The organism is Enterobacter cloacae complex sp. IR5450 (assembly GCF_049238665.1).
GTDB lineage: Bacteria > Pseudomonadota > Gammaproteobacteria > Enterobacterales > Enterobacteriaceae > Enterobacter > Enterobacter hormaechei_C.
In genome coordinates, this window is sequence record NZ_JBMKIC010000006.1 from 57030 (window position 1) to 80336 (window position 23307).

The window sequence follows — 23307 nt, forward strand, 5'->3', positions numbered from 1 at the left end:
CACGCTGGCCTGACCCGGCGTGTTGTGCTATATCAATAGTATGTTGTAACTAATTAAGGGCTGCCATGACAACTTACGATCTCATCGAAAGGCTTAACACCACATTTCGGGAAATAGAGCAGGCGTTACTGACCCTCACGGGGCAACTTCAGGACTGCCGCCTGCTGGCCGCCCGCGTCTTTTCCCTGCCCGAGGTGGCAAAAGGCGCAGAACACGACCCGCTGAACACCATTGAGGTGACGCAGCATGTTGGCAAGGCGGCGCTGGAAATGACGTTGCAGCACTATCGTCGCCTTTTCATCCAGCAGCAGTCCGAAAATCGCAGCAGTAAGGCCGCCGTTCGCCTGCCCGGCGTCATCTGCCTGCAAACGGATGCCGCAACGCGTGAAGGAATTGAGGCGCAGATTACGCATATCAATACGCTGAAAGCCGCCTTTGAGAGGATTGTAACCGTTGAGTCCGGGCTGGCACCGGCTGCCCGTTTTGAATGGGTGCATCGCCAGCTTCCGGGGCTGATCACCCTGAATGCCTACCGCACGCTGACGGTACTGCGCCATCCCGCCACGCTGCGCTTCGGCTGGGCCAACAAGCACATCATTAAAAATTTCGCGCGGGACGAGATCCTGGCGCAGCTGGAAAAAAGCCTGAAATCGCCGCGAACGGTCGCCCCGTGGTCGCGGGAACAGTGGATTGAACGGCTGGAGCAGGAGTATCACAGCATTGCCTCCCTGCCAGCTGATACCCGTCTTAAAATAAAGCGTCCGGTGAAGGTGCAGCCTATCGCCCGTGTCTGGTATGCCGGTCAACAAAAGCAGGTGCAATACGCCTGCCCGACGCCGCTGATTGCGCTCTATGATGCCGATCAGGGTGCGGTGGTGCCGGATATCGGGGAACTGCTGAACTACGATGCTGAAAACGTTCAGCATCGCTATAAACCCCAGGCGCAGCCGCTACAGCTGATTATTCCGCGGCTGCACCTGTATGTGGCGCAGTGATTATCTGAGGCTGCCCACCATCGCTTCCGGTCGGACCCAGGCATCAAACTCGGCGTCCGTCAGGTAGCCCAGCGCCAGCGCAGAGGCTTTCAGGGTAAGCCCCTCTTTGTGCGCTTTTTTAGCGATTTCGGCCGCTTTGTCATAACCAATATGGGTGTTCAGCGCCGTTACCAGCATCAGAGACTCATTCAGCAGCTGGCTGATTCGCTCGCGATTAGGCTCAATGCCCACCGCGCAGTGCTCGTTAAAGCTCTCCATGCCATCGGCCAGCAGACGAATCGATTGCAGTACGTTGTGGATCACCATCGGACGATAGACGTTAAGCTCGAAGTTACCCGACGCGCCGCCCATGTTAACCGCCACGTCATTACCCATCACCTGACAGCACAGCATGGTCATGGCTTCGCACTGGGTCGGGTTCACTTTGCCCGGCATAATGGAGCTGCCCGGCTCGTTTTCCGGAATGCTGATTTCGCCGATGCCGCAGCGCGGGCCGGAGGCCAGCCAGCGCACGTCGTTGGCAATTTTCATCAGCGAGGCCGCCAGCCCTTTCAGCGCGCCATGGGTATGCACCAGGGCATCACAGGTCGCCAGCGCTTCAAACTTATTCGGAGCGGTAACAAACGGCTGCCCGGTAATCTTCGCCAGCTCTTCGGCCACGCGCACCGCGTACTCGGGATGGGTGTTTAAGCCAGTGCCCACCGCCGTTCCGCCGAGCGCCAGCTCCGCCAGATGCGGCAGGCTGTTGTCGATATGCTTAAGGTTGTGCTCCAGCATCGCCACCCAGCCGGAGATCTCCTGGCCGAGCGTCAGCGGCGTGGCGTCCTGAAGGTGCGTACGACCAATTTTAACGATGTCGCGGAAGGCCTGCGCTTTCTCGTTAAGCGTAGATTTAAGCACGTTGAGCTGCGGTATAAGCTGCTCGTGGATTGCGATGACGGCCGCCACGTGCATGGCCGTCGGGAACACGTCGTTGGAACTCTGGCTTTTGTTCACGTCATCGTTCGGGTGGACCTTGCGCTCCATGCCGCGCACGCCGCCAAGCAGCTCGCTTGCGCGGTTCGCCAGCACCTCGTTCATGTTCATGTTGCTCTGGGTGCCTGAGCCGGTCTGCCAGATGGCAAGGGGGAATTCGTCGGGATGTTTGCCCGCCAGCACTTCGTCGGCGGCATTGATGATGGCGGTGGCTTTATCGGCATCCAGCAGGCCCAGATCCTGATTGACTTTGGCGGCAGCGCGTTTGGTCAACGCCAGCGCCTGGATTAGCGAGACGGGCATTTTCTCTGTCGAAATGCGAAAATGCTCCAGCGAACGCTGGGTTTGTGCGCCCCATAGCTTGTCGGCCGGGACGTCGATGGCGCCCATGGAGTCTTTCTCGCGGCGATGCATTGTCATTACTTACTCCTTGATAACAAAGATGGGATTGCTCACATGCTTAAGAGATAAGTATTGATGACTTCTGAGAAACGTTATGGCGCTTTGTGCGCTCTTTTTGATGTCGGGTGGCGGCTGCGCCTTACCCGACCTACGAGTATGTAGGCCGGTTAAGCGTCAGCGCCACCCGGCAATTTACAGAATTACTTCACACACGCCGAACACTGGGAAGACTGGATCTGTTTGAAGAAGTCGTTACCTTTGTCATCCACGAGGATGAACGCCGGGAAGTCTTCCACTTCAATTTTCCAGATCGCTTCCATACCCAGTTCCGGGTACTCCACGCACTCAAGGCTCTTGATACTGCCCTGCGCCAGCACCGCCGCCGGGCCACCGATGCTACCGAGGTAGAAGCCGCCGTGCTTGTGGCACGCGTCCGTCACCTGCTGGCTGCGGTTGCCTTTCGCCAGCATGATCATGCTGCCGCCGTTGGCCTGCAACTGGTCGACGTAGGAGTCCATACGGCCCGCCGTGGTTGGGCCTAACGAGCCGGAAGCATATCCATCAGGCGTTTTTGCCGGACCTGCGTAGTAGATCGGGTGATCTTTAATGTACTGCGGCAGCCCTTCGCCGTTGTCCAGGCGCTCTTTCAGCTTCGCATGGGCGATGTCGCGGCCCACGATAATCGTCCCGTTCAGGGATAGACGGGTCGAGACCGGATACTGCGAAAGCTGCGCCAGAATCTCTTTCATCGGACGATTCAGGTCCACGCGAACCGCTTCCCCCTCGCCCGCTTTACGCAGTTCTTCAGGGATGTATTTGCCCGGGTTGTTCTCCAGCTTCTCGATCCAGATGCCGTCGCGGTTGATCTTCGCTTTGATGTTACGGTCCGCTGAACAGGAAACGCCCATCCCCACCGGACAGGAAGCACCGTGGCGCGGCAGGCGGATCACGCGAATGTCATGCGCGAAGTATTTGCCGCCAAACTGCGCGCCCAGCCCCAGGTTCTGCGCTTCGGCCAGCAGTTCCTGCTCAAGCTGCACGTCGCGGAACGCCTGACCATGTTCGTTACCTTCCGTTGGCAGGCCATCGTAGTATTTGGTTGAGGCCAGCTTAACGGTTTTCAGGGTGCTTTCGGCAGACGTACCGCCAATCACAAATGCGATATGGTACGGCGGGCAGGCCGCGGTGCCGAGGGTACGCATCTTCTCGACCAGGTAGTTTTTCAGCTTGCCCGGGGTAAGCAGCGCTTTGGTTTCCTGGTAAAGATAGGTTTTGTTGGCTGAACCGCCGCCTTTGGCGATGCAGAGGAATTTGTACTCGTCACCGTCGACGCTGTAGAGGTCAATCTGCGCAGGCAGGTTAGTGCCGGTGTTCACCTCTTTGTACATATCCAGCGCCGCGTTTTGCGAATAGCGCAGGTTGTCTTCGGTGTAGGTATTGTAAACGCCGCGCGCCAGCGCCGCTTCGTCACCGCCGCCGGTCCAGACGCGCTGGCCTTTTTTACCGGTGATAATCGCCGTGCCGGTGTCCTGGCAGGTCGGCAGAATGCCTTTCGCCGCGATATCAGAGTTACGCAGGAATTGCAGGGCAACGTACTTATCGTTCTCGCTGGCTTCCGGGTCGCTCAGGATATCAGCAACCTGCTGCTGATGCGCCGGACGGAGCATAAAGGAAGCATCATGGAAGGCTTGCTGCGCCAGCAACGTCAGCCCCTGCGGGTCAACTTTGAGGATCTCCTGCCCTTCAAACTCAGAGACAGTAACGTAATCGCGGGTTAACAGATAATACTCGGTCTGATCCTGACTGAGGGGGAAAGGATCCTGATAATGGAAGGGTTTATTCGACATTGTTCTCTCACTTACTGCTTCGGTCTGTTTATTCAGGGCAGATGTTCCGCTGCCCGGCTTAAAAGCGAGTCAGCTTATCCTACACAATTTTTTAACAAAAACTGAGACTAGTACGACTTTTTACATCCGCAGGTTACTTCCATTCGGTTTATTGCTTTAATACGCGGAGTTAATTCCACATATGAATCAGGGCTTGATAATGCAAAAACTCATCAACTCAGTGCAAAACTACGCCTGGGGAAGTAAAACTGCGTTAACGGATCTCTACGGTATCGCCAACCCGGACAACCTGCCGATGGCAGAGCTGTGGATGGGCGCGCACCCGAAGAGCAGCTCAAAAATTGAAGATGCCAGCGGTCAGGTTCGCAGCCTGCGTGACGTCATCGACGCCGACAAAGCCGCACTGCTCGGCGATAAAGTGGCGAATCGTTTTGGTGAGCTGCCGTTTCTGTTCAAGGTATTGTGCGCCGACCAGCCGCTCTCCATTCAGGTTCACCCGAACAAAAAAGCCTCTGAGCTGGGCTTTGCCAAAGAAAATGCCGCCGGTATTCCGTTAGACGCCGCAGAGCGTAACTACAAAGATCCTAACCACAAGCCGGAACTGGTTTTCGCCCTTACCCCTTTCCTGGCGATGAATGCCTTCCGCGAGTTTTCCGAGATCATCTCCCTGCTGCAACCGGTCGCCGGGGCTCACAACGCGATCGCCCACTTCCTTGAAAACCCGAACGCAGAAGCCTTGAGCGAGCTGTTTGCCAGCCTGCTGAATATGCAGGGCGAGGAAAAATCCCACGCGCTGGCGGTGCTGAAAGCCGCGCTGAACAGCCAGCAGGGTGAGCCATGGGACACCATTCGCGTAATTTCCGCGTTTTATCCGGACGACAGCGGCCTCTTCTCTCCGCTGCTGCTGAACGTGGTGAAGCTCAACCCGGGCGAAGCGATGTTCCTGTTCGCTGAAACCCCGCACGCCTACCTCAACGGCGTGGCACTGGAGGTGATGGCTAACTCCGATAACGTACTGCGCGCGGGCCTGACGCCAAAATACATCGACATCCCTGAGCTGGTTGCCAACGTGAAGTTTGTGGCGAAACCTGCTGCGGAGCTGCTTACTCAGCCGGTGAAAAACGGCGCAGAGCTGGACTTCCCGATTCCGGTTGACGATTTTGCCTTCTCCCTGCACGACCTCAGCGCAGACGAAACCGCCATTGCACAGGAGAGCGCCGCGATCCTGTTCTGTGTGGAAGGCGAAGCGACGTTGCACAAAGATAGCGAGCGTCTGGTGCTCAAACCGGGTGAATCCGCCTTTGTCGCAGCAAACGAGTCGCCTGTCCGGGTGAGCGGCACCGGTCGCCTGGCGCGTGTTTTTAATAAGCTTTAGGGACTTACTGAATTTTTTAACAACTCTTGCTAAGCTAGTAACAGGCGTTGTAACACCAGGCGGTTTTAACCGCCTGGTTTCATTTTAGGGATAATCGCAATGAAAAAATCGGTCGTAGCGGTAGGAGTGATTGTTGCTTTAGGCGTGATCTGGACGGGTGCTTCCTGGTATACCGGGAAACAGCTGGAAAGCCGTCTGGCAGAGATGATGACGCAGGCAAACAGCGAGATTAAGCGCAGCGCGCCTGAAGCAGGTCTGGAGCTGAGCTATCAGAACTACCAGCGTGGCGTGTTTACCAGCCATATGCAGGTGGTGGTGAAGCCGGTTGCGGGTAATCAGAGCGCCTGGCTGAAACCGGGCCAGAGCGTGGTGCTGGATGAAGTGGTCAGCCACGGTCCGTTCCCGCTGGCGCAGTTGAAAAAGTTTAACCTGATCCCCTCTATGGCATCCGCCAGAACCGTACTGGTGAATAACGAGGTGACGAAGCCGATTTTCGATATGGCGAAAAATGAGTCGCCGTTTGAGATCAATACCCGCATCAGCTATGCCGGTGATACGCATTCCGACATCGACCTGAAAGCCCTGAATTACGAACAAGGCACTGATAAAGTCGCCTTCAGCGGCGGTAATTTCCAGCTTGATGCCGATCGCGACGGCAAGAATGTCTCCCTGACCGGCGATGCCGCCAGCGGCCTGGTGAATTCAGTCAATGAATATAACCAGAAGGTGCAGCTTACCTTCAACAACCTGAAAGCCAGCGGCAATAGCCGTATGACTGATTTTGATGAGCGTATCGGCGACCAGAAACTGAGCCTCGATAAGATCGCCATTGCGATCGAAGGCAAAGAGATGGCGGTGCTTGAAGGCATGGATCTGGACGGTAAGTCTGACGTGTCCAAAGACGGTAAAAGCATCAACACCCAGCTGGATTACAGCTTGAAAAGCCTGAAAGTACAGAATCAGGATCTGGGTACCGGTAAGTTGTCCCTGAAAATCGGCAACATTGACGGCCAGGCGTGGCACGAATTCAGTCAGAAATACAGTAAAGAGAGCCAGGCTCTGCTGACCGATGCCGCCCTGCAACAGAACCCACAGGTTTACCAGCAGCAGGCGATGACGGTGCTGTTTAATAACCTGCCGATCCTGCTGAAGGGCGAGCCGGTGATTACCGTTGCGCCACTGAGCTGGAAAAACGGCAAAGGCGAAACCAACTTCAACCTGTCGCTGTTCCTGAAGGATCCGGCAGCCACGACCGGCGAGCCGCAGACCCTCGCGCAGGAAGTTGACCGCAGCGTGAAATCGCTCGACAGCAAGCTGACCATCCCGATTGATATGGCAACCGAGTTCATGACGCAGATTGCGAAACTCGAAGGGTATGGTGAAGAAGATGCAGGTAAACTGGCAAACCAACAGGTGAAAGGCCTGGCGGCGATGGGCCAGATGTTCCGCATCACGAAGGTGGAAGACAACACCATTTCCACCAGCCTGCAATATGCTAATGGCCAGGTGACGCTCAACGGCGACAAAATGCCGCTGGAAGAGTTTGTCGGTATGTTTGGTATGCCGACGCTGGGCATGCCTGAACCGGCCGAACCGGCTGCGCCGCCGGCAGTACCGCAGCAGTAAACGAAAAACCCCTCGCATGAGGGGTTTTTTATTGCCGGGTGGCGCTGACGCTTACCCGGCCTCCGATCCTGAGCCGTTGTAGGCCCGTGCAAGCAAAGCGTTTACTTCACCGTCACTAAGCGCGCAGCCACAATCTGATGCCCGGCCTGCACGTCCGTATTTTCAATGCGCTGCATAATTCGTTCTGCCAGGGTGTACCCCATTTCACGAGCCGGCGTCGTCGCCCAGACGATGGGGAGATCGTCTAACGCATTTTCACCGACATCTGCAAACGCCCCCAGCGCCACCTGATGGCCGAAGAACGTTTCTACCCCGCCCTCACCGCTCTGGCGTCCGGCGCGGATCAAACCGAACCACGCCCCCATCGCAATAACGTCGTTATAGCAAATCACCGCGCTGATCGTCGGGCTGTTGCGAAGCAGCGTGCCGATGGCTTCCGCGGCTTTTTTCTGGCTGGATTCACACTCCACCACCCATTCGCTGTGAAACGGCAGGCCATATTTGATGAGCGTGGAGCAGTAACCGCCCACCCGCTCGGCACGCGTCAGGGACGAGCTTTTACCGCCGAGCCAGGCGATGCGCTGATGGCCGCGATGAATAAGATGCTCGGTCAGCATTTGCGCGGCCTGCATGTTATCTGGCCGAAGGGTATCGGCTTCGTCGAGATAGCTGGCGCGCGACGCAAACACCAGCGGTACGCCTTTCTGCGCCGCGCGCTCACACAATTCACTGCCCACGCCGGACGCGCCGGCCACGATCACCCCATCCACCCCTTGCGTCAGCAGCAAATCCAGCCTGGAGAGCAGTTGCTCCGGTTCGCGCCCACCGTGGAGCAGGAAAACCATTCGCCCCTGCGCTTCAAGCGCCTCGGTCAGCCCGGCGGTCAGTTCTGCATAAAACGGCGACGCGAGATCGCGAACGATCAGCCCTATCACCCCGCTTTGCCCACCGCGCAGCGCCGACGCCTGGCGATTACGCACAAAGCCCAACTGCTCAACGGCCTCGTTGACGCGCTGACCCGTTGCAGGAGAGATGCGCCCCTTCCCGCTTAATACCAGCGAAACGGTGCTGACGGAAACCCCCGCCGCCAGCGCGACATCGTTGATGGTGATCTTTTTCGCTACAGCCATGTGGTGGCGTGACTCCTTGATAATGAGATCGCTAAAACGTTTTATCAATACGTTATCTTTATACTACCAGTAAAAGCCTGAGAATGTGATTTAGCGCGCACTAAAGTTTGATAAAACGTTTTATCTTCTCGCCCCATCGAGGTCGTTAAATCTCTTTCTACCATTTAAGGAGTCGTTTTATGACGACGAAAGCAGCACAAAAAATATCGCTGTGGGAGTTTTTCCAGCAACTGGGTAAAACCTTTATGCTGCCCGTGGCGCTTCTCTCTTTTTGCGGGATTATGCTGGGGATCGGCAGCTCGTTAAGCAGTCATGACGTCATTACTCTGATCCCTTTCCTGGGAAATCCGGTACTTCAGGCGATCTTCATCTGGATGAGCAAGGTCGGATCGTTTGCCTTTAGCTTCCTGCCGGTAATGTTCTGTATCGCCATTCCTCTGGGTCTGGCGCGCGAAAACAAAGGCGTGGCGGCGTTTGCGGGCTTCGTTGGCTATGCGGTCATGAACCTTGCGGTTAACTTCTGGCTGACCGCCAAAGGGATCCTGCCGACGACCGACGCGGCGGTACTGAAAGCCAATAACATTCAGAGCGTGATTGGTATTCAGTCCATCGATACCGGGATCCTTGGAGCCGTGATCGCGGGGGTGATTATCTGGATGCTGCACGAGCGCTTCCACAACATCCGCCTGCCCGATGCGCTGGCCTTCTTCGGCGGGACCCGCTTTGTGCCAATCATTACGCTGGTTGTGATGGGTCTGTTTGGTCTGATCATCCCTCTGATTTGGCCGATTTTTGCCATGGGGATCACCGGGATTGGCCGCATTATCAACGGCGCGGGTGATTTCGGCCCGATGATTTTCGGTACGGGTGAACGTCTGCTGCTACCGTTTGGTTTACAGCACATCCTGGTTGCCCTGATCCGCTTTACGGAAGCAGGCGGCACCATGGACGTTTGCGGTCATTCCGTTAGCGGCGCGCTGACCATCTTCCAGGCCCAGCTGAGCTGCCCGACCACTCACGGCTTCTCTGAAAGTGCGACGCGTTTCCTTTCTCAGGGTAAAATGCCTGCCTTCCTCGGCGGCCTGCCGGGTGCTGCGCTGGCGATGTACCACTGTGCCCGTCCGGAAAATCGTCATAAAATTAAAGGTCTGCTGATCTCCGGCGTTATTGCCTGCGTGGTGGGCGGTACGACAGAACCTATCGAGTTCCTGTTCCTGTTCGTGGCACCGGTACTGTACCTCATCCACGCCGTACTGACGGGCCTGGGCTTTACCGTGATGGCTGTGCTCGGTGTGACCATCGGTAACACCGACGGTAACGTGATTGACTTCGTGGTATTCGGTATCCTGCACGGCCTGTCCACCAAGTGGTATCTGGTGCCGGTTGTGGCCGCCATCTGGTTCGCGGTTTACTACGGGATCTTCCGCTTCGCCATCACCCGCTTTAACCTGAAAACGCCAGGCCGCGATGCCGATACGGCCACCAGCGTTGAACAGGCGGTGGCCGGTACCGTTGGGAAATCCGGATATAACACGCCGGCTATTCTGGCGGCGCTGGGCGGTGCGGATAATATTACCTCTCTGGATAACTGCATCACCCGCCTGCGTTTGTCGGTGGCGGACATGTCCAAAGTGGATACCAACGCACTTAAAGCTAACCGGGCTATTGGCGTAGTACAGTTAAATCAGCACAATTTGCAGGTCGTCATTGGCCCGCAGGTACAGTCAGTGAAGGATGAGCTGGCAACCCTGATGCGAACCGTCGAAGCCTGATGCCTCGCCCCCCCTCGTCATGAGGGGGTTTTACTTTACGGAGCACCGTCATGTTTGATTTTTCAACCGTCGTGGATCGACACGGCACCTGGTGTACCCAGTGGGATTATGTCGCTGACCGTTTTGGCGCTGCCGACCTGCTGCCCTTCACCATCTCTGATATGGATTTCGCCACCGCCCCCTGCATTACCGATGCGCTGCACCAGCGAATAAACCACGGGGTGTTTGGTTACAGTCGCTGGAAAAATGACGAATTTCTGGCCGCCGTGGCGCACTGGTTCCGGCAACGCTTTAACAGTCAGATTGATACCGAAACCGTGGTGTATGGGCCGTCGGTCATTTATATGGTCTCGGAGCTGATCCGCCTCTGGTCCTCGCCTGGCGACGGCGTGGTGGTCCATACTCCGGCTTACGATGCCTTTTATAAAGCCATCGAAGGCAACCAGCGTACCGTTGTTTCCGTGCCGATGCAGAAAACAGCGCATGGCTGGGAGGGGGATATGGCCTCGCTGGAAGCGGCGCTATCAAAACCGGAAAACAAGGTGTTGCTGCTGTGTAGCCCGCAAAACCCGACCGGAAAAGTCTGGACTCGGGAGGCGCTGACCACAATGGCGGCCCTGTGTGAACGTTATGACGTAGCGGTGATCAGCGACGAAATTCATATGGACATGGTATGGGGCAAGCATCGTCATACCCCGTGGAATGAGGTTGCGCACGATAAATGGGCGCTGCTGACCTCGGGTTCCAAAAGCTTCAACATTCCGGCGCTGACGGGCGCCTGGGGGCTTATCGCCGATGACGCCAGCCGTAACGCCTATCTGAATGCATTAAAAGGTCGGGACGGACTCTCTTCCCCTTCCGTGCTGGCGCTGACCGCGCATATTGCTGCTTACCGACAGGGCGAACCCTGGCTGGACGCGCTGCGGACCTATCTCGAAGAGAATCTGCGGTATGTTGCTCGCGAATTAAACAGTGCTTTTCCGGCACTCAGCTGGCAACCACCTGAGGCTACCTATCTCGCCTGGATCGACCTCAGCCCGCTCGGTATTGACGACAATACGCTGCAAAAGGTGCTTATTGAGCAGCAAAAAGTGGCCATCATGCCGGGATATACCTATGGAGCCGAAGGGAAAGGCTACGTTCGTCTGAACGCGGGTTGCCCCCGTAGTAAGCTTGAACAGGGCGTTCAGCGCCTCATCGCGGGCATCAACACGCTGCTGTAAATTATTTGCGCAACGGAATATTCCCTTGCGCAAATAGCTTTTTACCCCGTTTTGTTTTTATAATATGGCGCACTTTAACCAGCAAAGAGTGCGACCATGATTGATACACGCCTGCCTTTAACCGATATTCACCGCCACCTTGACGGCAACATTCGTGCCCAAACCATTCTCGATCTTGGTCGCCAGTTCAATTTAACCCTCCCTGCCGAAACGCTTGAAACCCTGATCCCTCATGTTCAGGTCACGTCGAACGAACCGGATCTGGTGAGCTTTCTGAGCAAGCTCGACTGGGGCGTGAAGATGCTGGCCTCGGTCGATGCCTGTCGCCGTGTCGCCTTTGAAAACATCGAAGATGCCGCGCGCAACGGCCTGCACTATGTCGAACTGCGTTTCTCCCCGGGCTATATGGCGATGACCCACAATCTCCCCGTAGCGGGCGTGGTTGAAGCGGTCATTGAAGGCGTGCGTGAAGGCTGCAAAACCTTTGACGTTCAGGCGCGTTTGATCGGCATTATGAGCCGTACCTTCGGTGAAGCGGCCTGTCTTCAGGAGCTGGAAGCATTACTGGCGCATCGCGACCAGATCACCGCCATCGACCTGGCCGGTGACGAGCTGGGCTTCCCGGGCAGCCTGTTCCTGTCTCATTTCAACCGCGCACGTGATGCAGGATGGCATATTACCGTTCATGCAGGCGAAGCCGCGGGGCCGGAAAGCATCTGGCAGGCCATTCGTGAACTGGGTGCGGAACGTATTGGTCACGGCGTGAAAGCCATTGAAGATCGCGCGCTGATGGATTTCCTCGCCGAACAACGTATTGGAATCGAATCCTGCCTGACCTCCAATATTCAGACCAGTACAGTGGCATCGCTGGCGCAACACCCGCTGAAAACCTTCCTTGAACACGGGGTGCTGGCTTCACTGAACACGGACGATCCGGCGGTTCAGGGCGTGGATATTATTCACGAATACAACATCGCCGCGCCGCAGGCCGGGCTGAGCCGCGAGCAGATCCGTCAGGCGCAAATCAACGGGCTGGAGATCGCCTTCCTGACGCCTAAAGAGAAACAGGCGCTGCGCGATAAAGTTGCTCAGTAGTCCTCTTTACTGCCGGGTGGCGCTGCGCTTACCCGGCCTACGAAAGCGTTTGGCACTTATGCCAGACAGAGCGTTGCGCGATGTTTGGCAGATTCGATCCCCAGCTCAATGAGCTCCATAATCTGGATTGCCTGGCTTGCGGGAACCGGATTTTCACCTGAACCGTTCAGCGCGTTACGAATGGCGGCGTAATACGCCGGATAGTTCCCCGGCAGGGTCAATACCGTCTCTTCAACCAGCGCCTCACCCTCCGCACGCGTCACCACCCCGTCGCGCATGTCGTAGCCCCAGTCCTCCTGCGGTAAGCGTTCGCCATTTTTGAGGCGCTCTTCCTGCGGATCCTGGCCGAACTTCACATAGCTGCCGCGCGCCCCATGAATGATATAGCGGGCCGATTCCGCCGCCGCAAGCATTGTCCCGTGCAGCACAATGCGCCGCTGCGGATAACTCAAAATGGCATGGAAATAGTCGGTGGTCTGCGCCCCCGGCCTGAGCTGCGCTAAATCGACCGCCATGCTTACGGGCAGACCAAACAGATGAACGGCCTGATCGAGAAGATGCGGCGCTAAGTCATACCAGATGCCGCTGCCCGGTCCCGCCTGCTCGCGCCAGCGATCTCGCACCTGCGGACGATAACGATCGAAGTGCGACTCAAAAAAGGCAATTTCGCCGAGCGTGCCTTCGTTGATCAGCGCTTTGACCGTCAGGAAATCGCTGTCCCAGCGCCGGTTGTGAAAGACCGATAATAACCGACCCAGACTTCGCGCCAGCGCATCCAGCTCGCGCGCCTGTGACAACGTCACGGTGAAGGGCTTATCGACAACAACATGTTTGCCTGCCTCCAGCGCCGCTTTCGCCAGGGGGAAATGAGTGTCGTTAGGGGTAGGAATGACAATAAGGTCAATATTAGGATCGTTAAACAGATGCTTAGGCTCCGTTACCACCGGCACAGCTGGCCAGTCGGCGCGGACCTTAGTCTCATCGCTGCTTGTGATGGCCGCCAGTTCCATTCCCGGCGTGCCGGCAACCAGCGGTGCATGAAAGGTTTTGCTTGCGTACCCGTAGCCAATAAGACCGACGCGGATGTTTTCACTCATCGTTTGCCCCCTCGCTGTGCGCTTATTTATCACTGGCCTTGTGCTTAACGCACACATTAATAATGTGCCCTGTGAGTTAAAATAGCATCTCACGACAGCGTTTTTTGTTACCTCGCATTAAAGTGTGCATAGGGGGCCGGGGAATCGTTCCCAAAGCGCTTGCTCTGAAGAAAAGGGCGCTGTAACATTTGTAATCTGTATTTATGGATAAATTACAAACACAAATTATGACGTCAATAATTAATCGAATCATTGAATTAGCGGGATGGATTGTCCTTGGGGTTTCAGTCGTGTTGCTCGGCATTGCCAGCCATATCGATAACTACCAGCCGCCGGAGCCTGTGACTGTCGCACAACAAAAGTAAGCCGTGTCGTCATAAAGCGTGACACATTACGTCATGGAACATATTGCCAGCCGTAATGAACGGGGTTACCCTTCTCTTTCAGGCATCTCCTGATGCCTGATTCTTCGCAAAGAAAACTCCTAATTTCGTCGCGTTACCCGAGTGGACAGTTTACGTCTTTATTAATCCGTTTATTATTCGAACGCATTACCTTTATGGGTATTACCCTTTTATATGGAAACTTATTAATATGACAGTTCAGGACTATTTATTAAAATTTCGCAAGATCAATTCCCTTGAAAGCCTGGAAAAACTGTTTGACCATCTGAACTACACGCTGTCGGATAATCAGGACATCATCAATATGTACCGCGCTGCTGACCATCGTCGCGCCGAACTGGTCTCTGGCGGTCGTCTGTTCAATGTGGGGGAAGTGCCTAAATCCGTATGGCGTTACGTTGTATAAGAAAGTAGCCTTCGGCGTGAAATGTTATATACTCTCCGCCCTGCAAATTTCTGTATAACATTTCGCGCAGACTATGGGAGAGCGTATGACCGCATTGCCTGGAGAGAGAATTGGGGGCTGGTTAATCGCCCCGCTGGCATGGCTGCTGGTGGCATTATTAAGCGCTTCACTGGCGCTGTTGCTTTACACCACCGCACTGGTTACGCCTCATGCTATCCAGACACTGATGTCCCAGAGTGCGCTCAATATTGCGACGTGGTTTGTGTCGTTCGTTTTCGCGATCGCGATGTGGTACTACACGCTGTGGCTGACTATCGCCTTCTTCAAACGCCGCAAAAGCGTGCCAAAGCATTACATTATCTGGCTGCTGGTCTCCGTGCTGCTGGCTGTCAAAGCGTTCGCTTTCTCGCCTGTGTCTGACGCGCTGGCGGTTCGCCATTTACTGTTTCCGCTACTGGCGACGGCGCTTCTGGTCCCTTATTTCAAGCGTTCGACGCGCGTTAAGAAGACCTTTGTCAACCCGTAATAACCTTACAGTTAACCTGTTGTGGCCTGTTGTCGTTTATCCGATAATAGGCGGCTATTTTATTTCAGGCTAAATAATGACCGATTACTTACTGCTCTTTGTCGGAACTGTGCTGGTGAATAACTTCGTACTGGTGAAGTTCCTTGGCCTGTGCCCGTTTATGGGCGTCTCCAAAAAGCTGGAGACGGCAATGGGCATGGGGCTGGCAACCACCTTCGTGATGACGATGGCCTCCATTTGCGCATGGCTGATTGATACCTGGATCCTAATCCCGCTCGACATGCTCTACCTGCGCACTTTGGCCTTTATTCTGGTCATTGCGGTCGTGGTGCAATTTACCGAAATGGTGGTGCGGAAAACCAGCCCTGCCCTGTATCGCCTGTTGGGTATTTTTCTGCCCCTCATCACCACTAACTGTGCGGTGCTGGGCGTGGCGCTACTGAATATCAACCTTGGGCATAATTTCCTGCAATCGGCGCTGTATGGTTTTTCCGCCGCGGTCGGTTTTTCTTTTGTTATGGTCCTGTTCGCCTCGATTCGCGAGCGTCTGGCCGCGGCGGATATTCCCGCGCCGTTTCGCGGTAACGCCATCGCTCTGGTGACCGCAGGTTTAATGTCTCTGGCCTTTATGGGCTTTAGTGGTCTGGTGAAGTTGTAATGAGTGCTATCTGGATTGCCATCGCGTCCATCAGCGTGCTGGGACTCGTCTTTGGCATCATTCTGGGTTACGCCTCCCGCCGGTTTGCGGTGGAGGACGATCCGGTGGTTGAAAAAATTGATGAACTTTTACCTCAGAGCCAGTGCGGGCAGTGCGGCTACCCTGGCTGCCGCCCTTACGCTGAGGCGGTGGGCGTGCAGGGAGAAAAGATCAACCGCTGCGCGCCGGGTGGCGAAGCGGTCATGCTTAAAATAGCTGCCCTGCTGAACGTCGATCCCCAGCCTGTCGACGGCGATGAACAGGCCCAGGAGCCTGTTCGTGCCCTTGCTGTTATCGACGAAGCCAACTGCATTGGCTGCACAAAATGTATTCAGGCGTGTCCTGTTGACGCCATTGTGGGCGCAACGCGCGCGATGCATACCGTTGTGGCGGATCTGTGCACCGGCTGTAATCTCTGCGTGGCGCCCTGCCCGACGCAGTGTATAGAACTACGCCCGGTTGAAACGACTACCGAAAACTGGAAGTGGGACCTTCAGACCATTCCGGTTCGCAATATTCCTGTGGAACAACATGCTTAAGTTATTTTCTGCCTTCAGAAAAGAGAAGATCTGGGATTTCGACGGCGGCATTCATCCGCCTGAGATGAAATCGCAGTCTAACGGCACGCCGCTGCGCCAGATCCCGCTGGCGACCCGTTACGTTATGCCCCTGAAACAGCATATCGGCGCGGAAGGCGAATTGTGCGTGAAAGAACGCGATAGCGTTCTTCGCGGCCAGCCGCTGACCTTTGGTCGCGGACGGATGTTGCCGATACATGCCCCGACTTCCGGTAAGGTGGTGGCTGTTGCCCCCCATACCGTTGCCCATCCGTCGGCGTTGTCTGAGCTGAGCGTGATCATTGAAGCCGATGGTGAAGACCGCTGGATCGAGCGTGACGGCTGGAGCGACTACCGTTCCCACAGCCGTGAAGCGCTGATTGAACGCATTCATCAGTTCGGCGTGGCGGGTCTGGGGGGCGCAGGCTTCCCGACCGGCGCTAAGCTTCACGGCGGCGGCGATAAAATCGAAACGCTGATCATCAATGCCGCCGAGTGCGAACCGTACATCACCGCCGATGACCGTCTGATGCAGGACTGTGCCGCGCAGGTGGTGGAAGGTATTCGCATTCTTGCGCATATCCTGCAACCCCGCGAAGTGCTGATCGGTATTGAGGACAATAAACCGCAGGCCATTTCGATGCTGCGTGCGGTTCTGGCGGACAGCCATGATATCGCCCTGCGCGTGATCCCGACCAAATATCCGTCCGGCGGGGCAAAACAGCTGACGCAGATCCTGACCGGCAAACAGGTCCCCCACGGGGGCCGTTCGTCCGACATCGGCGTGCTGATGCAAAACGTGGGGACTGCCTACGCGGTGAAACGTGCGGTGATTGACGGCGAGCCATTGACCGAGCGCGTCGTCACGCTGACCGGCGAGTCCGTCTCCCGTCCCGGCAACATCTGGGCGCGTCTGGGTACGCCGGTGCGTCATCTGCTGGAACAGGCTGGCTTCTGCCCGGGTAGCGATCAACTGGTCATTATGGGCGGCCCGCTGATGGGCTTTACCCTGCCGTGGCTTGATGTGCCGGTGGTGAAGATTACCAACTGCCTGCTTGCCCCTTCCCTGACGGAGATGGGCGAAACGCAGGAAGAGAAAGGTTGCATACGCTGTAGCGCCTGTGCGGACGCATGCCCGGCAGATTTACTGCCGCAGCAGTTGTACTGGTACAGCAAAGGCCAGCTGCACGATAAAGCCCAGGCGCATAACCTGGCTGACTGTATTGAATGCGGTGCCTGCGCCTGGGTCTGCCCAAGCAATATTCCGCTGGTGCAGTATTTCCGTCAGGAGAAAGCTGAAATCTACGCCATCTCCATGGAAGAAAAACGTGCCGCTGAAGCGAAGGCCCGCTTTGAAGCGCGCCAGGCGCGACTGGAGCGCGAGAAACAAGCCCGTCAGGAACGCCATAAGCAGGCTGCCGTGCAGCCTGCGGCGAAAGATCAGGATGCCATTAACGCAGCCCTGGCCCGCGTACGCGAGAAGAAAGCCACCGCCGCCCAGACGGTTGTGATCGCTCCGGGAGAAAAACCGGACAACAGCGAAGCGATTGCAGCCCGCGAAGCGCGGAAAGCCGAAGCACGCGCGCGTCAGGCGGAGAAAGCGCAAAACGCCAAACCGGAAGCCGACATCGACCCGCGTAAAGCGGCGGTGGAAGCGGCTATTGCCAGGGCAAAAGCCCGCAAAGCCGGTCAGCAGACAGTGGTGGTTGAACAGGAAGCGACGGATCCGCGCAAGGCGGCCGTTGAAGCCGCTATCGCCCGCGCCAAAGCACGTAAAGCGGCACAGCTACAACCTGCCGAAGAGAGTGAAGCCCCTGTCGATCCGCGTAAAGCCGCCGTTGAAGCGGCCATCGCCCGTGCCAAAGCACGAAAAGCGGCACAGCAGGACGAACTGCCTGCGGCCGCTAATGACGATCCACGCAAAGCCGCAGTCGCCGCCGCGATTGCGCGCGTTCAGGCAAAGAAAGCCGCGCAGCAAGCCGTTAACGAGGATTAAATGGTTTTCAGAATTGCAAGTTCCCCTTATACCCATAACCAGCGCCAGACATCGCGTATTATGATGCTGGTGTGCCTGGCCGCGCTGCCAGGTATTGCCGTACAGTGTTGGTTTTTCGGCTGGGGTACGCTTTTCCAGTTAGTTCTGGGTTGCGCCAGTGCCGTCGCAGCGGAAGCCGCGATCCTGAAGCTGCGCAAAATGGAGGTGACTCGCATCCTGAGCGATAACTCCGCCCTGTTGACCGGCCTGTTGCTGACCATCAGCATTCCCCCGTTCGCCCCGTGGTGGATGGTGGTATTGGGAACGGTGTTTGCGGTGATCATCGCCAAGCAGCTGTACGGCGGGCTGGGCCATAACCCGTTTAACCCGGCGATGATTGGCTACGTAGTACTGCTGATCTCCTTCCCGGTACAGATGACCAGCTGGCTGCCGCCGCATGAGATCGCCGCCACGGTGCCCGGCTTTATGGATGCCCTGCACGTTATCTTTACCGGCCACACCGCGCTGGGCGCAGATATGAACGCGCTTCGCATGGGCGTGGACGGCATCAGTCAGGCCACTCCGCTCGATACCTTCAAAACCTCCCTGCGTGCCGGACAAAGCGTGGAGCAGGTGATGAAATCGTCTATTTACAGCGGCGTACTGGCAGGTGCTGGCTGGCAGTGGGTCAATCTGGCCTACCTGTTGGGTGGCGCGTTCCTGCTGCAACAGAAGGCGATCCGCTGGCATATTCCGGTGAGCTTCCTGGTGACGCTGGCCGTCTGCTCGACGCTCGGCTGGGTTATCTCACCTGAGTCACTGGCCAGCCCGCAGCTCCATCTGCTCTCCGGCGCGACCATGCTCGGGGCATTCTTTATTCTGACCGATCCGGTCACCGCCTCTACCACCAACCGTGGTCGACTGATTTTCGGCGCGCTGGCAGGCTTGCTGGTCTGGCTTATTCGCAGCTTTGGCGGCTATCCGGACGGCGTGGCATTTGCCGTGCTGCTGGCTAACATCACCGTTCCGCTCATCGACTACTACACGCGTCCACGCGTGTACGGTCATCGCTAAGGGTCGCGCCATGCTCAAGACAATGCAAAAACACGGCGTCACGCTGGCGATCTTCGCCGCCGCCCTCACCGGGCTGACCGCGCTGGTAAATGAACTGACGAAAACCACCATTGCAGAGCAGGCAATGAAGCAGCAAAAAGCGCTGTTCGATCAGGTGATCCCATCCGATCTCTACGATAATGACCTGCAAAAAAGCTGCTTTGTCGTGCAGGCTCCGCAGCTTGGTAAAGGACCCCATCGCGTTTATATTGCCCGCAAGGGCGATAACCCCGTGGGCGCCGTCATGGAAGCCACCGCGCCGGACGGTTACTCCGGTGCGATTCAGCTGCTGGTGGGCAGCGATTTTTCCGGCACCGTACTGGGTACGCGCGTGACGGAGCATCACGAAACGCCGGGCCTTGGCGACAAAATTGAAACACGCTTAAGCGACTGGATCTTACACTTCGCCGGAAAGATGATTCATGGCGAGGACGATCCTGCTTTCGCGGTGAAAAAAGATGGCGGCGAATTTGACCAGTTTACGGGCGCCACGATTACCCCGCGCGCGGTGGTCAACGCCGTAAAGCGCGCCGGGCTGTATGCCGAAACGCTGCCCGCGCAGATCAATCATCTTTCCACCTGTGAGGAGTGACCATGAGCCAGGTTAAAGAGGTTATCGTCCAGGGTCTCTGGAAGAACAACTCCGCGCTGGTGCAGCTGCTGGGGCTGTGTCCGCTGCTGGCGGTGACGTCTACCGCCACCAACGCGCTCGGGCTGGGGCTGGCGACCACGCTGGTGCTGACCCTGACTAACTTTTCCATTTCTGTTTTGCGCCGCTGGACGCCGTCAGAAATCCGTATTCCGATTTATGTCATGATCATTGCGTCGGTGGTCAGCGTCGTGCAAATGCTGATTAACGCTTACGCATTTGGCCTGTACCAGTCGCTCGGGATCTTCATTCCGCTTATCGTGACTAACTGTATTGTCGTAGGCCGCGCTGAAGCCTTCGCCGTGAAAAACAATCCGGCCATATCCGCGCTGGATGGGTTTTCCATCGGCATGGGCGCGACTGCCGCCATGTTCGTCCTCGGCTCTCTGCGTGAAATTTTGGGCAACGGTACGCTCTTCGACGGTGCGGACGCGCTGCTTGGCGGCTGGGCGAAGTCGCTGCGTATTGAGGTGTTCCATACGGACACCCCGTTCCTGCTGGCCATGCTACCTCCTGGCGCCTTCATTGGCCTTGGGATGATGCTGGCGTTAAAATACCTGATTGATGAAAAACGTAAACGCCGCGCCGCTGAACGCAGCGTACAGGAAGGGATCCCCGAGAAAGCAGTATGAATAAAGAGAAACGCATTGCGATCCTGACGCGCCTGCGCGATGAGAATCCTCATCCAACGACAGAGCTGAACTTTAACTCGCCGTTTGAACTGTTGATCGCGGTGCTGCTCTCTGCACAGGCGACGGACGTGAGCGTCAATAAAGCCACTGCCCTGCTCTACCCTGTCGCCAATACGCCGCAGGCCATGCTGGAGCTGGGCGTTGAAGGTGTGAAATCCTATATCAAGACCATTGGCCTGTTTAACAGCAAGGCCGAAAACGTCATTAAGACCTGCCGGATCCTGCTGGAGAAGCACGGCGGTGAAGTCCCTGAAGATCGCGCCGCGCTGGAAGCGTTGCCGGGCGTCGGGCGTAAAACGGCAAATGTGGTGCTGAACACGGCGTTTGGCTGGCCGACCATCGCCGTGGATACCCATATCTTCCGCGTCTCAAATCGCACCCGTTTCGCGCCGGGTAAAAACGTGGAAGAGGTTGAAGAGAAGCTGTTAAAAGTCGTTCCTGCGGAATTTAAGGTGGACTGCCACCACTGGCTGATCCTGCACGGACGGTATACCTGTATTGCCCGTAAGCCACGCTGCGGTTCCTGCATTATCGAAGATCTCTGCGAATACAAAGAAAAAGTCTATCCCTGAGCGTAAACCACCTTACTTCTTACCTCTTCAAGCCCTTAGAATTAACAAGGGCTCTGATATCTTCTCGATTGACCATAAATTGCCCTCTCTTTCTCCTTTACGCATTGTCGATTCTTCGGTCATTTAACACTCAAACAGGTTAATAGTTTTTTCATCACCAAAAATTTCTATACATCTGTGATCGCGATCACTCTGATAACCTGATGTTGGATTTTTGTTGTTAAAACCCGCCCACCCCCTTTATCAGACAAGATTTCGTCTATTCAACACCGCACATAAGACCAGTCATTTTTCAGAACATGGGCTATATCACTGCCAATCACCCGAAATAGCAGAACATATCGCCATACAGCCATTAAACAGGGTCGCTCACAGTCAAAAAAACCGCTAATTTTCAACCAATGAAATTTAAAGCTGCATAACATTTGCGTGAACCGATGATTATACCGCCAGAGTTATATGTAACAGATTATTACAAACGTATTGCCAGATGGGGCTGGATAGTGAACATTACCCGCCGTTTCCCCTCCCAATATAACTATAAAGCGGATGTACTACGGTCATCACGCTATGAACACCCCCGTTAATATGGGATGTAAAAAAAGAGGTATATGTGTCTACTGCAAACAATAAACCAACAGATGAGAGTGCAAACAATAAACCAACAGATGAGAGCGTAAGTCTTAACGCTTTCAAACAGCCTAAAGCGTTCTATCTCATTTTCTCTATCGAATTATGGGAACGTTTTGGCTACTACGGCCTGCAAGGGATCATGGCGGTTTACCTGGTTAAACAGCTGGGTATGTCTGAAGCCGATTCCATCACGCTATTCTCTTCCTTCAGCGCCCTGGTGTATGGCCTCGTCGCTATCGGCGGCTGGTTAGGCGATAAAGTCCTCGGTACTAAACGAGTCATTATGCTGGGCGCCGTTGTTCTGGCGATTGGCTATGGGCTGGTTGCCTGGTCCGGGCACGATGCAGGTGTGGTTTACATGGGCATGGCTACCATCGCGGTAGGTAACGGCCTCTTCAAGGCGAACCCATCTTCCCTGCTCTCTACCTGCTACAGCAAAGATGACCCACGTCTGGACGGTGCATTTACCATGTACTACATGTCCATCAACATCGGCTCCTTCTTCTCTATGCTGGCAACCCCATGGCTGGCCGCAAAATTCGGCTGGAGCGTAGCGTTTGCGCTGAGCTTCGTGGGTATGCTGATCACCGTTGTGAACTTCCTGTTCTGCCGTAGCTGGGTTAAAGACTATGGTTCAAAACCAGACTTCGAACCCGTGCACATGGGCAAACTGCTGGCAACCATCGTCGGCATCGTGATCCTGGCCGCTGTCGCCACCTGGCTGCTGCATAACCAGGGCGTTGCACGTGCCGTACTGGGCGTGGTTGCGCTGGGTATCGTGATTATCTTCGCGAAAGAAGCCTTCGCGATGCAGGGTGCGGCACGTCGTAAGATGATTGTGGCGTTCATTCTGATGCTGGAAGCAATCATCTTCTTCGTTCTGTACAGCCAGATGCCAACGTCTCTGAACTTCTTCGCTATCCGCAACGTTGAGCACTCCATCCTCGGTATCGCGTTCGAGCCGGAGCAGTATCAGGCCCTGAACCCGTTCTGGATCATGATTGGTAGCCCGATTCTGGCCGCTATCTATAACAAGATGGGCGACCGTCTGCCTATGCCGCACAAATTCGCTATCGGTATGGTGCTGTGCTCTGGCGCATTCCTGGTGCTGCCGCTGGGGACGAAATTCGCGACCGACGCGGGTATCGTTTCTGTTAACTGGCTGATCCTGAGCTATGCGCTGCAATCCATCGGTGAACTGATGATCTCCGGTCTGGGCCTGGCGATGGTTGCGCAGCTGGTCCCTCAGCGTCTGATGGGCTTCATCATGGGTAGCTGGTTCCTGACTACCGCTGGCGCGGCCATCATCGCAGGTAAAATTGCTAACCTGATGGCGGTACCAGACAACGTTACCGACCCGCTGGTTTCCCTGAATGTCTACGGCACCGTGTTCATGCAAATTGGTATCGCAACCGCCGTGATTGCCGTACTGATGCTGCTGACCGCACCTAAACTGAATCGTATGACGCAGGACGACGACAAATCCGCTAAAGCGATTAAAACCGCGAACGCGTAATGTCATCGGGAAACGACTGAACAGAAGCCG

The 23307-nt window shown here is 55.9% G+C and carries 21 protein-coding genes; 17 read left to right on the top strand and 4 right to left on the bottom strand.

The genetic code is table 11. The annotated features are described in order from the left end of the window. The first annotated feature begins 65 nt into the window (after positions 1-65). Positions 66-995: a DNA replication terminus site-binding protein gene (gene tus, locus ACOTYB_RS07305; RefSeq protein WP_003857559.1), complete on the top strand. Its 930-nt coding sequence runs from the start codon at positions 66-68 to the stop codon at positions 993-995. Here tus and fumC read toward each other — a convergent pair whose 3' ends face one another. Together fumC and fumA are read right to left on the bottom strand one after the other, a co-directional pair. Further along, positions 996-2390: a class II fumarate hydratase gene (gene fumC / locus ACOTYB_RS07310; RefSeq protein WP_003857560.1), complete on the bottom strand. Its 1395-nt coding sequence runs from the start codon at positions 2388-2390 to the stop codon at positions 996-998. It abuts the gene before it with no gap. A gap of 182 nt (positions 2391-2572) precedes the next feature. Next, positions 2573-4219: a class I fumarate hydratase FumA gene (gene fumA, locus ACOTYB_RS07315; RefSeq protein ID WP_032609072.1), complete on the bottom strand. Its 1647-nt coding sequence runs from the start codon at positions 4217-4219 to the stop codon at positions 2573-2575. A 199-nt stretch (positions 4220-4418) separates the two neighbouring features. Between fumA and manA the strand changes: the two genes are divergently transcribed. Together manA and ACOTYB_RS07325 are read left to right on the top strand one after the other, a co-directional pair. Beyond that, positions 4419-5594: a mannose-6-phosphate isomerase gene (gene manA / locus ACOTYB_RS07320; RefSeq protein WP_003857564.1), complete on the top strand. Its 1176-nt coding sequence runs from the start codon at positions 4419-4421 to the stop codon at positions 5592-5594. A 99-nt stretch (positions 5595-5693) separates the two neighbouring features. Further along, positions 5694-7220, top strand: coding sequence for a YdgA family protein (locus ACOTYB_RS07325; protein WP_099544188.1), 1527 nt, complete (start codon positions 5694-5696; stop codon positions 7218-7220). Between the two features lie 101 nt (positions 7221-7321). On the opposite strand, the gene ACOTYB_RS07330 is transcribed toward ACOTYB_RS07325, so the two are convergent. Next, the gene (locus ACOTYB_RS07330; RefSeq protein ID WP_003857568.1) at positions 7322-8350 is read right to left on the bottom strand and encodes a Mal regulon transcriptional regulator MalI; all 1029 of its coding nucleotides are present in this window, start codon (positions 8348-8350) and stop codon (positions 7322-7324) included. A 179-nt stretch (positions 8351-8529) separates the two neighbouring features. Between ACOTYB_RS07330 and malX the strand changes: the two genes are divergently transcribed. The 3 genes from malX to add all read left to right on the top strand — a co-directional run bounded on the left by malX (position 8530) and on the right by add (position 12440). Further along, positions 8530-10122, top strand: a complete 1593-nt coding sequence (gene malX, locus ACOTYB_RS07335; RefSeq protein WP_032658247.1) for a maltose/glucose-specific PTS transporter subunit IIBC — start codon at positions 8530-8532, stop codon at positions 10120-10122. Positions 10123-10172: 50 nt separating this feature from the next. Beyond that, positions 10173-11345, top strand: coding sequence for a MalY/PatB family protein (locus tag ACOTYB_RS07340; protein WP_220153779.1), 1173 nt, complete (start codon positions 10173-10175; stop codon positions 11343-11345). Positions 11346-11441: 96 nt separating this feature from the next. Further along, a complete protein-coding gene (gene add / locus ACOTYB_RS07345) occupies positions 11442-12440 on the top strand; it encodes an adenosine deaminase (protein ID WP_220153778.1) in 999 nt (332 codons plus the stop codon). Between the two features lie 56 nt (positions 12441-12496). On the opposite strand, the gene ACOTYB_RS07350 is transcribed toward add, so the two are convergent. After that, positions 12497-13537: an oxidoreductase gene (locus tag ACOTYB_RS07350; protein ID WP_023313975.1), complete on the bottom strand. Its 1041-nt coding sequence runs from the start codon at positions 13535-13537 to the stop codon at positions 12497-12499. A 239-nt stretch (positions 13538-13776) separates the two neighbouring features. Here ACOTYB_RS07350 and blr point away from each other — a divergent pair, with 239 nt between their 5' ends. The 11 genes from blr to dtpA all read left to right on the top strand — a co-directional run bounded on the left by blr (position 13777) and on the right by dtpA (position 23277). Beyond that, on the top strand, positions 13777-13902 hold the full coding sequence (gene blr / locus ACOTYB_RS07355) for a division septum protein Blr (RefSeq protein WP_151884424.1): 126 nt from the start codon (positions 13777-13779) through the stop codon (positions 13900-13902). A gap of 229 nt (positions 13903-14131) precedes the next feature. Further along, positions 14132-14347 (top strand): transcription modulator YdgT, encoded by a 216-nt coding sequence (gene ydgT / locus ACOTYB_RS07360; protein ID WP_000217941.1) that lies wholly within the window; start codon positions 14132-14134, stop codon positions 14345-14347. 85 nt (positions 14348-14432) lie between these two features. Then, positions 14433-14873, top strand: coding sequence for a DUF2569 domain-containing protein (locus ACOTYB_RS07365; RefSeq protein WP_220153777.1), 441 nt, complete (start codon positions 14433-14435; stop codon positions 14871-14873). A 76-nt stretch (positions 14874-14949) separates the two neighbouring features. After that, positions 14950-15531, top strand: a complete 582-nt coding sequence (rsxA, locus tag ACOTYB_RS07370) for an electron transport complex subunit RsxA (RefSeq protein WP_003857582.1) — start codon at positions 14950-14952, stop codon at positions 15529-15531. Then, positions 15531-16109, top strand: a complete 579-nt coding sequence (rsxB, locus tag ACOTYB_RS07375) for an electron transport complex subunit RsxB (protein ID WP_003857583.1) — start codon at positions 15531-15533, stop codon at positions 16107-16109. The genes rsxA and rsxB overlap by 1 nt, the downstream gene beginning before the upstream one ends. After that, positions 16102-18123: an electron transport complex subunit RsxC gene (gene rsxC, locus ACOTYB_RS07380; RefSeq protein WP_409248978.1), complete on the top strand. Its 2022-nt coding sequence runs from the start codon at positions 16102-16104 to the stop codon at positions 18121-18123. Before rsxB ends, rsxC begins: the two co-directional genes overlap by 8 nt. Continuing rightward, positions 18124-19176: an electron transport complex subunit RsxD gene (rsxD, locus tag ACOTYB_RS07385; RefSeq protein ID WP_409248979.1), complete on the top strand. Its 1053-nt coding sequence runs from the start codon at positions 18124-18126 to the stop codon at positions 19174-19176. Between the two features lie 10 nt (positions 19177-19186). Beyond that, complete coding sequence (gene rsxG / locus ACOTYB_RS07390) at positions 19187-19807, top strand: electron transport complex subunit RsxG (protein ID WP_003857590.1); 621 nt, start codon at positions 19187-19189, stop codon at positions 19805-19807. Between the two features lie 2 nt (positions 19808-19809). Continuing rightward, positions 19810-20496 carry an electron transport complex subunit E gene (locus ACOTYB_RS07395; protein ID WP_003857592.1) on the top strand — a complete coding sequence of 229 codons (687 nt, stop codon included), beginning with the start codon at positions 19810-19812 and terminating at the stop codon, positions 20494-20496. Continuing rightward, a complete protein-coding gene (nth, locus tag ACOTYB_RS07400) occupies positions 20493-21128 on the top strand; it encodes an endonuclease III (protein ID WP_003857594.1) in 636 nt (211 codons plus the stop codon). The genes ACOTYB_RS07395 and nth overlap by 4 nt, the downstream gene beginning before the upstream one ends. A gap of 613 nt (positions 21129-21741) precedes the next feature. Next, a complete protein-coding gene (dtpA, locus tag ACOTYB_RS07405; RefSeq protein ID WP_421765788.1) occupies positions 21742-23277 on the top strand; it encodes a dipeptide/tripeptide permease DtpA in 1536 nt (511 codons plus the stop codon). The last annotated feature ends 30 nt before the right edge of the window (positions 23278-23307 follow it).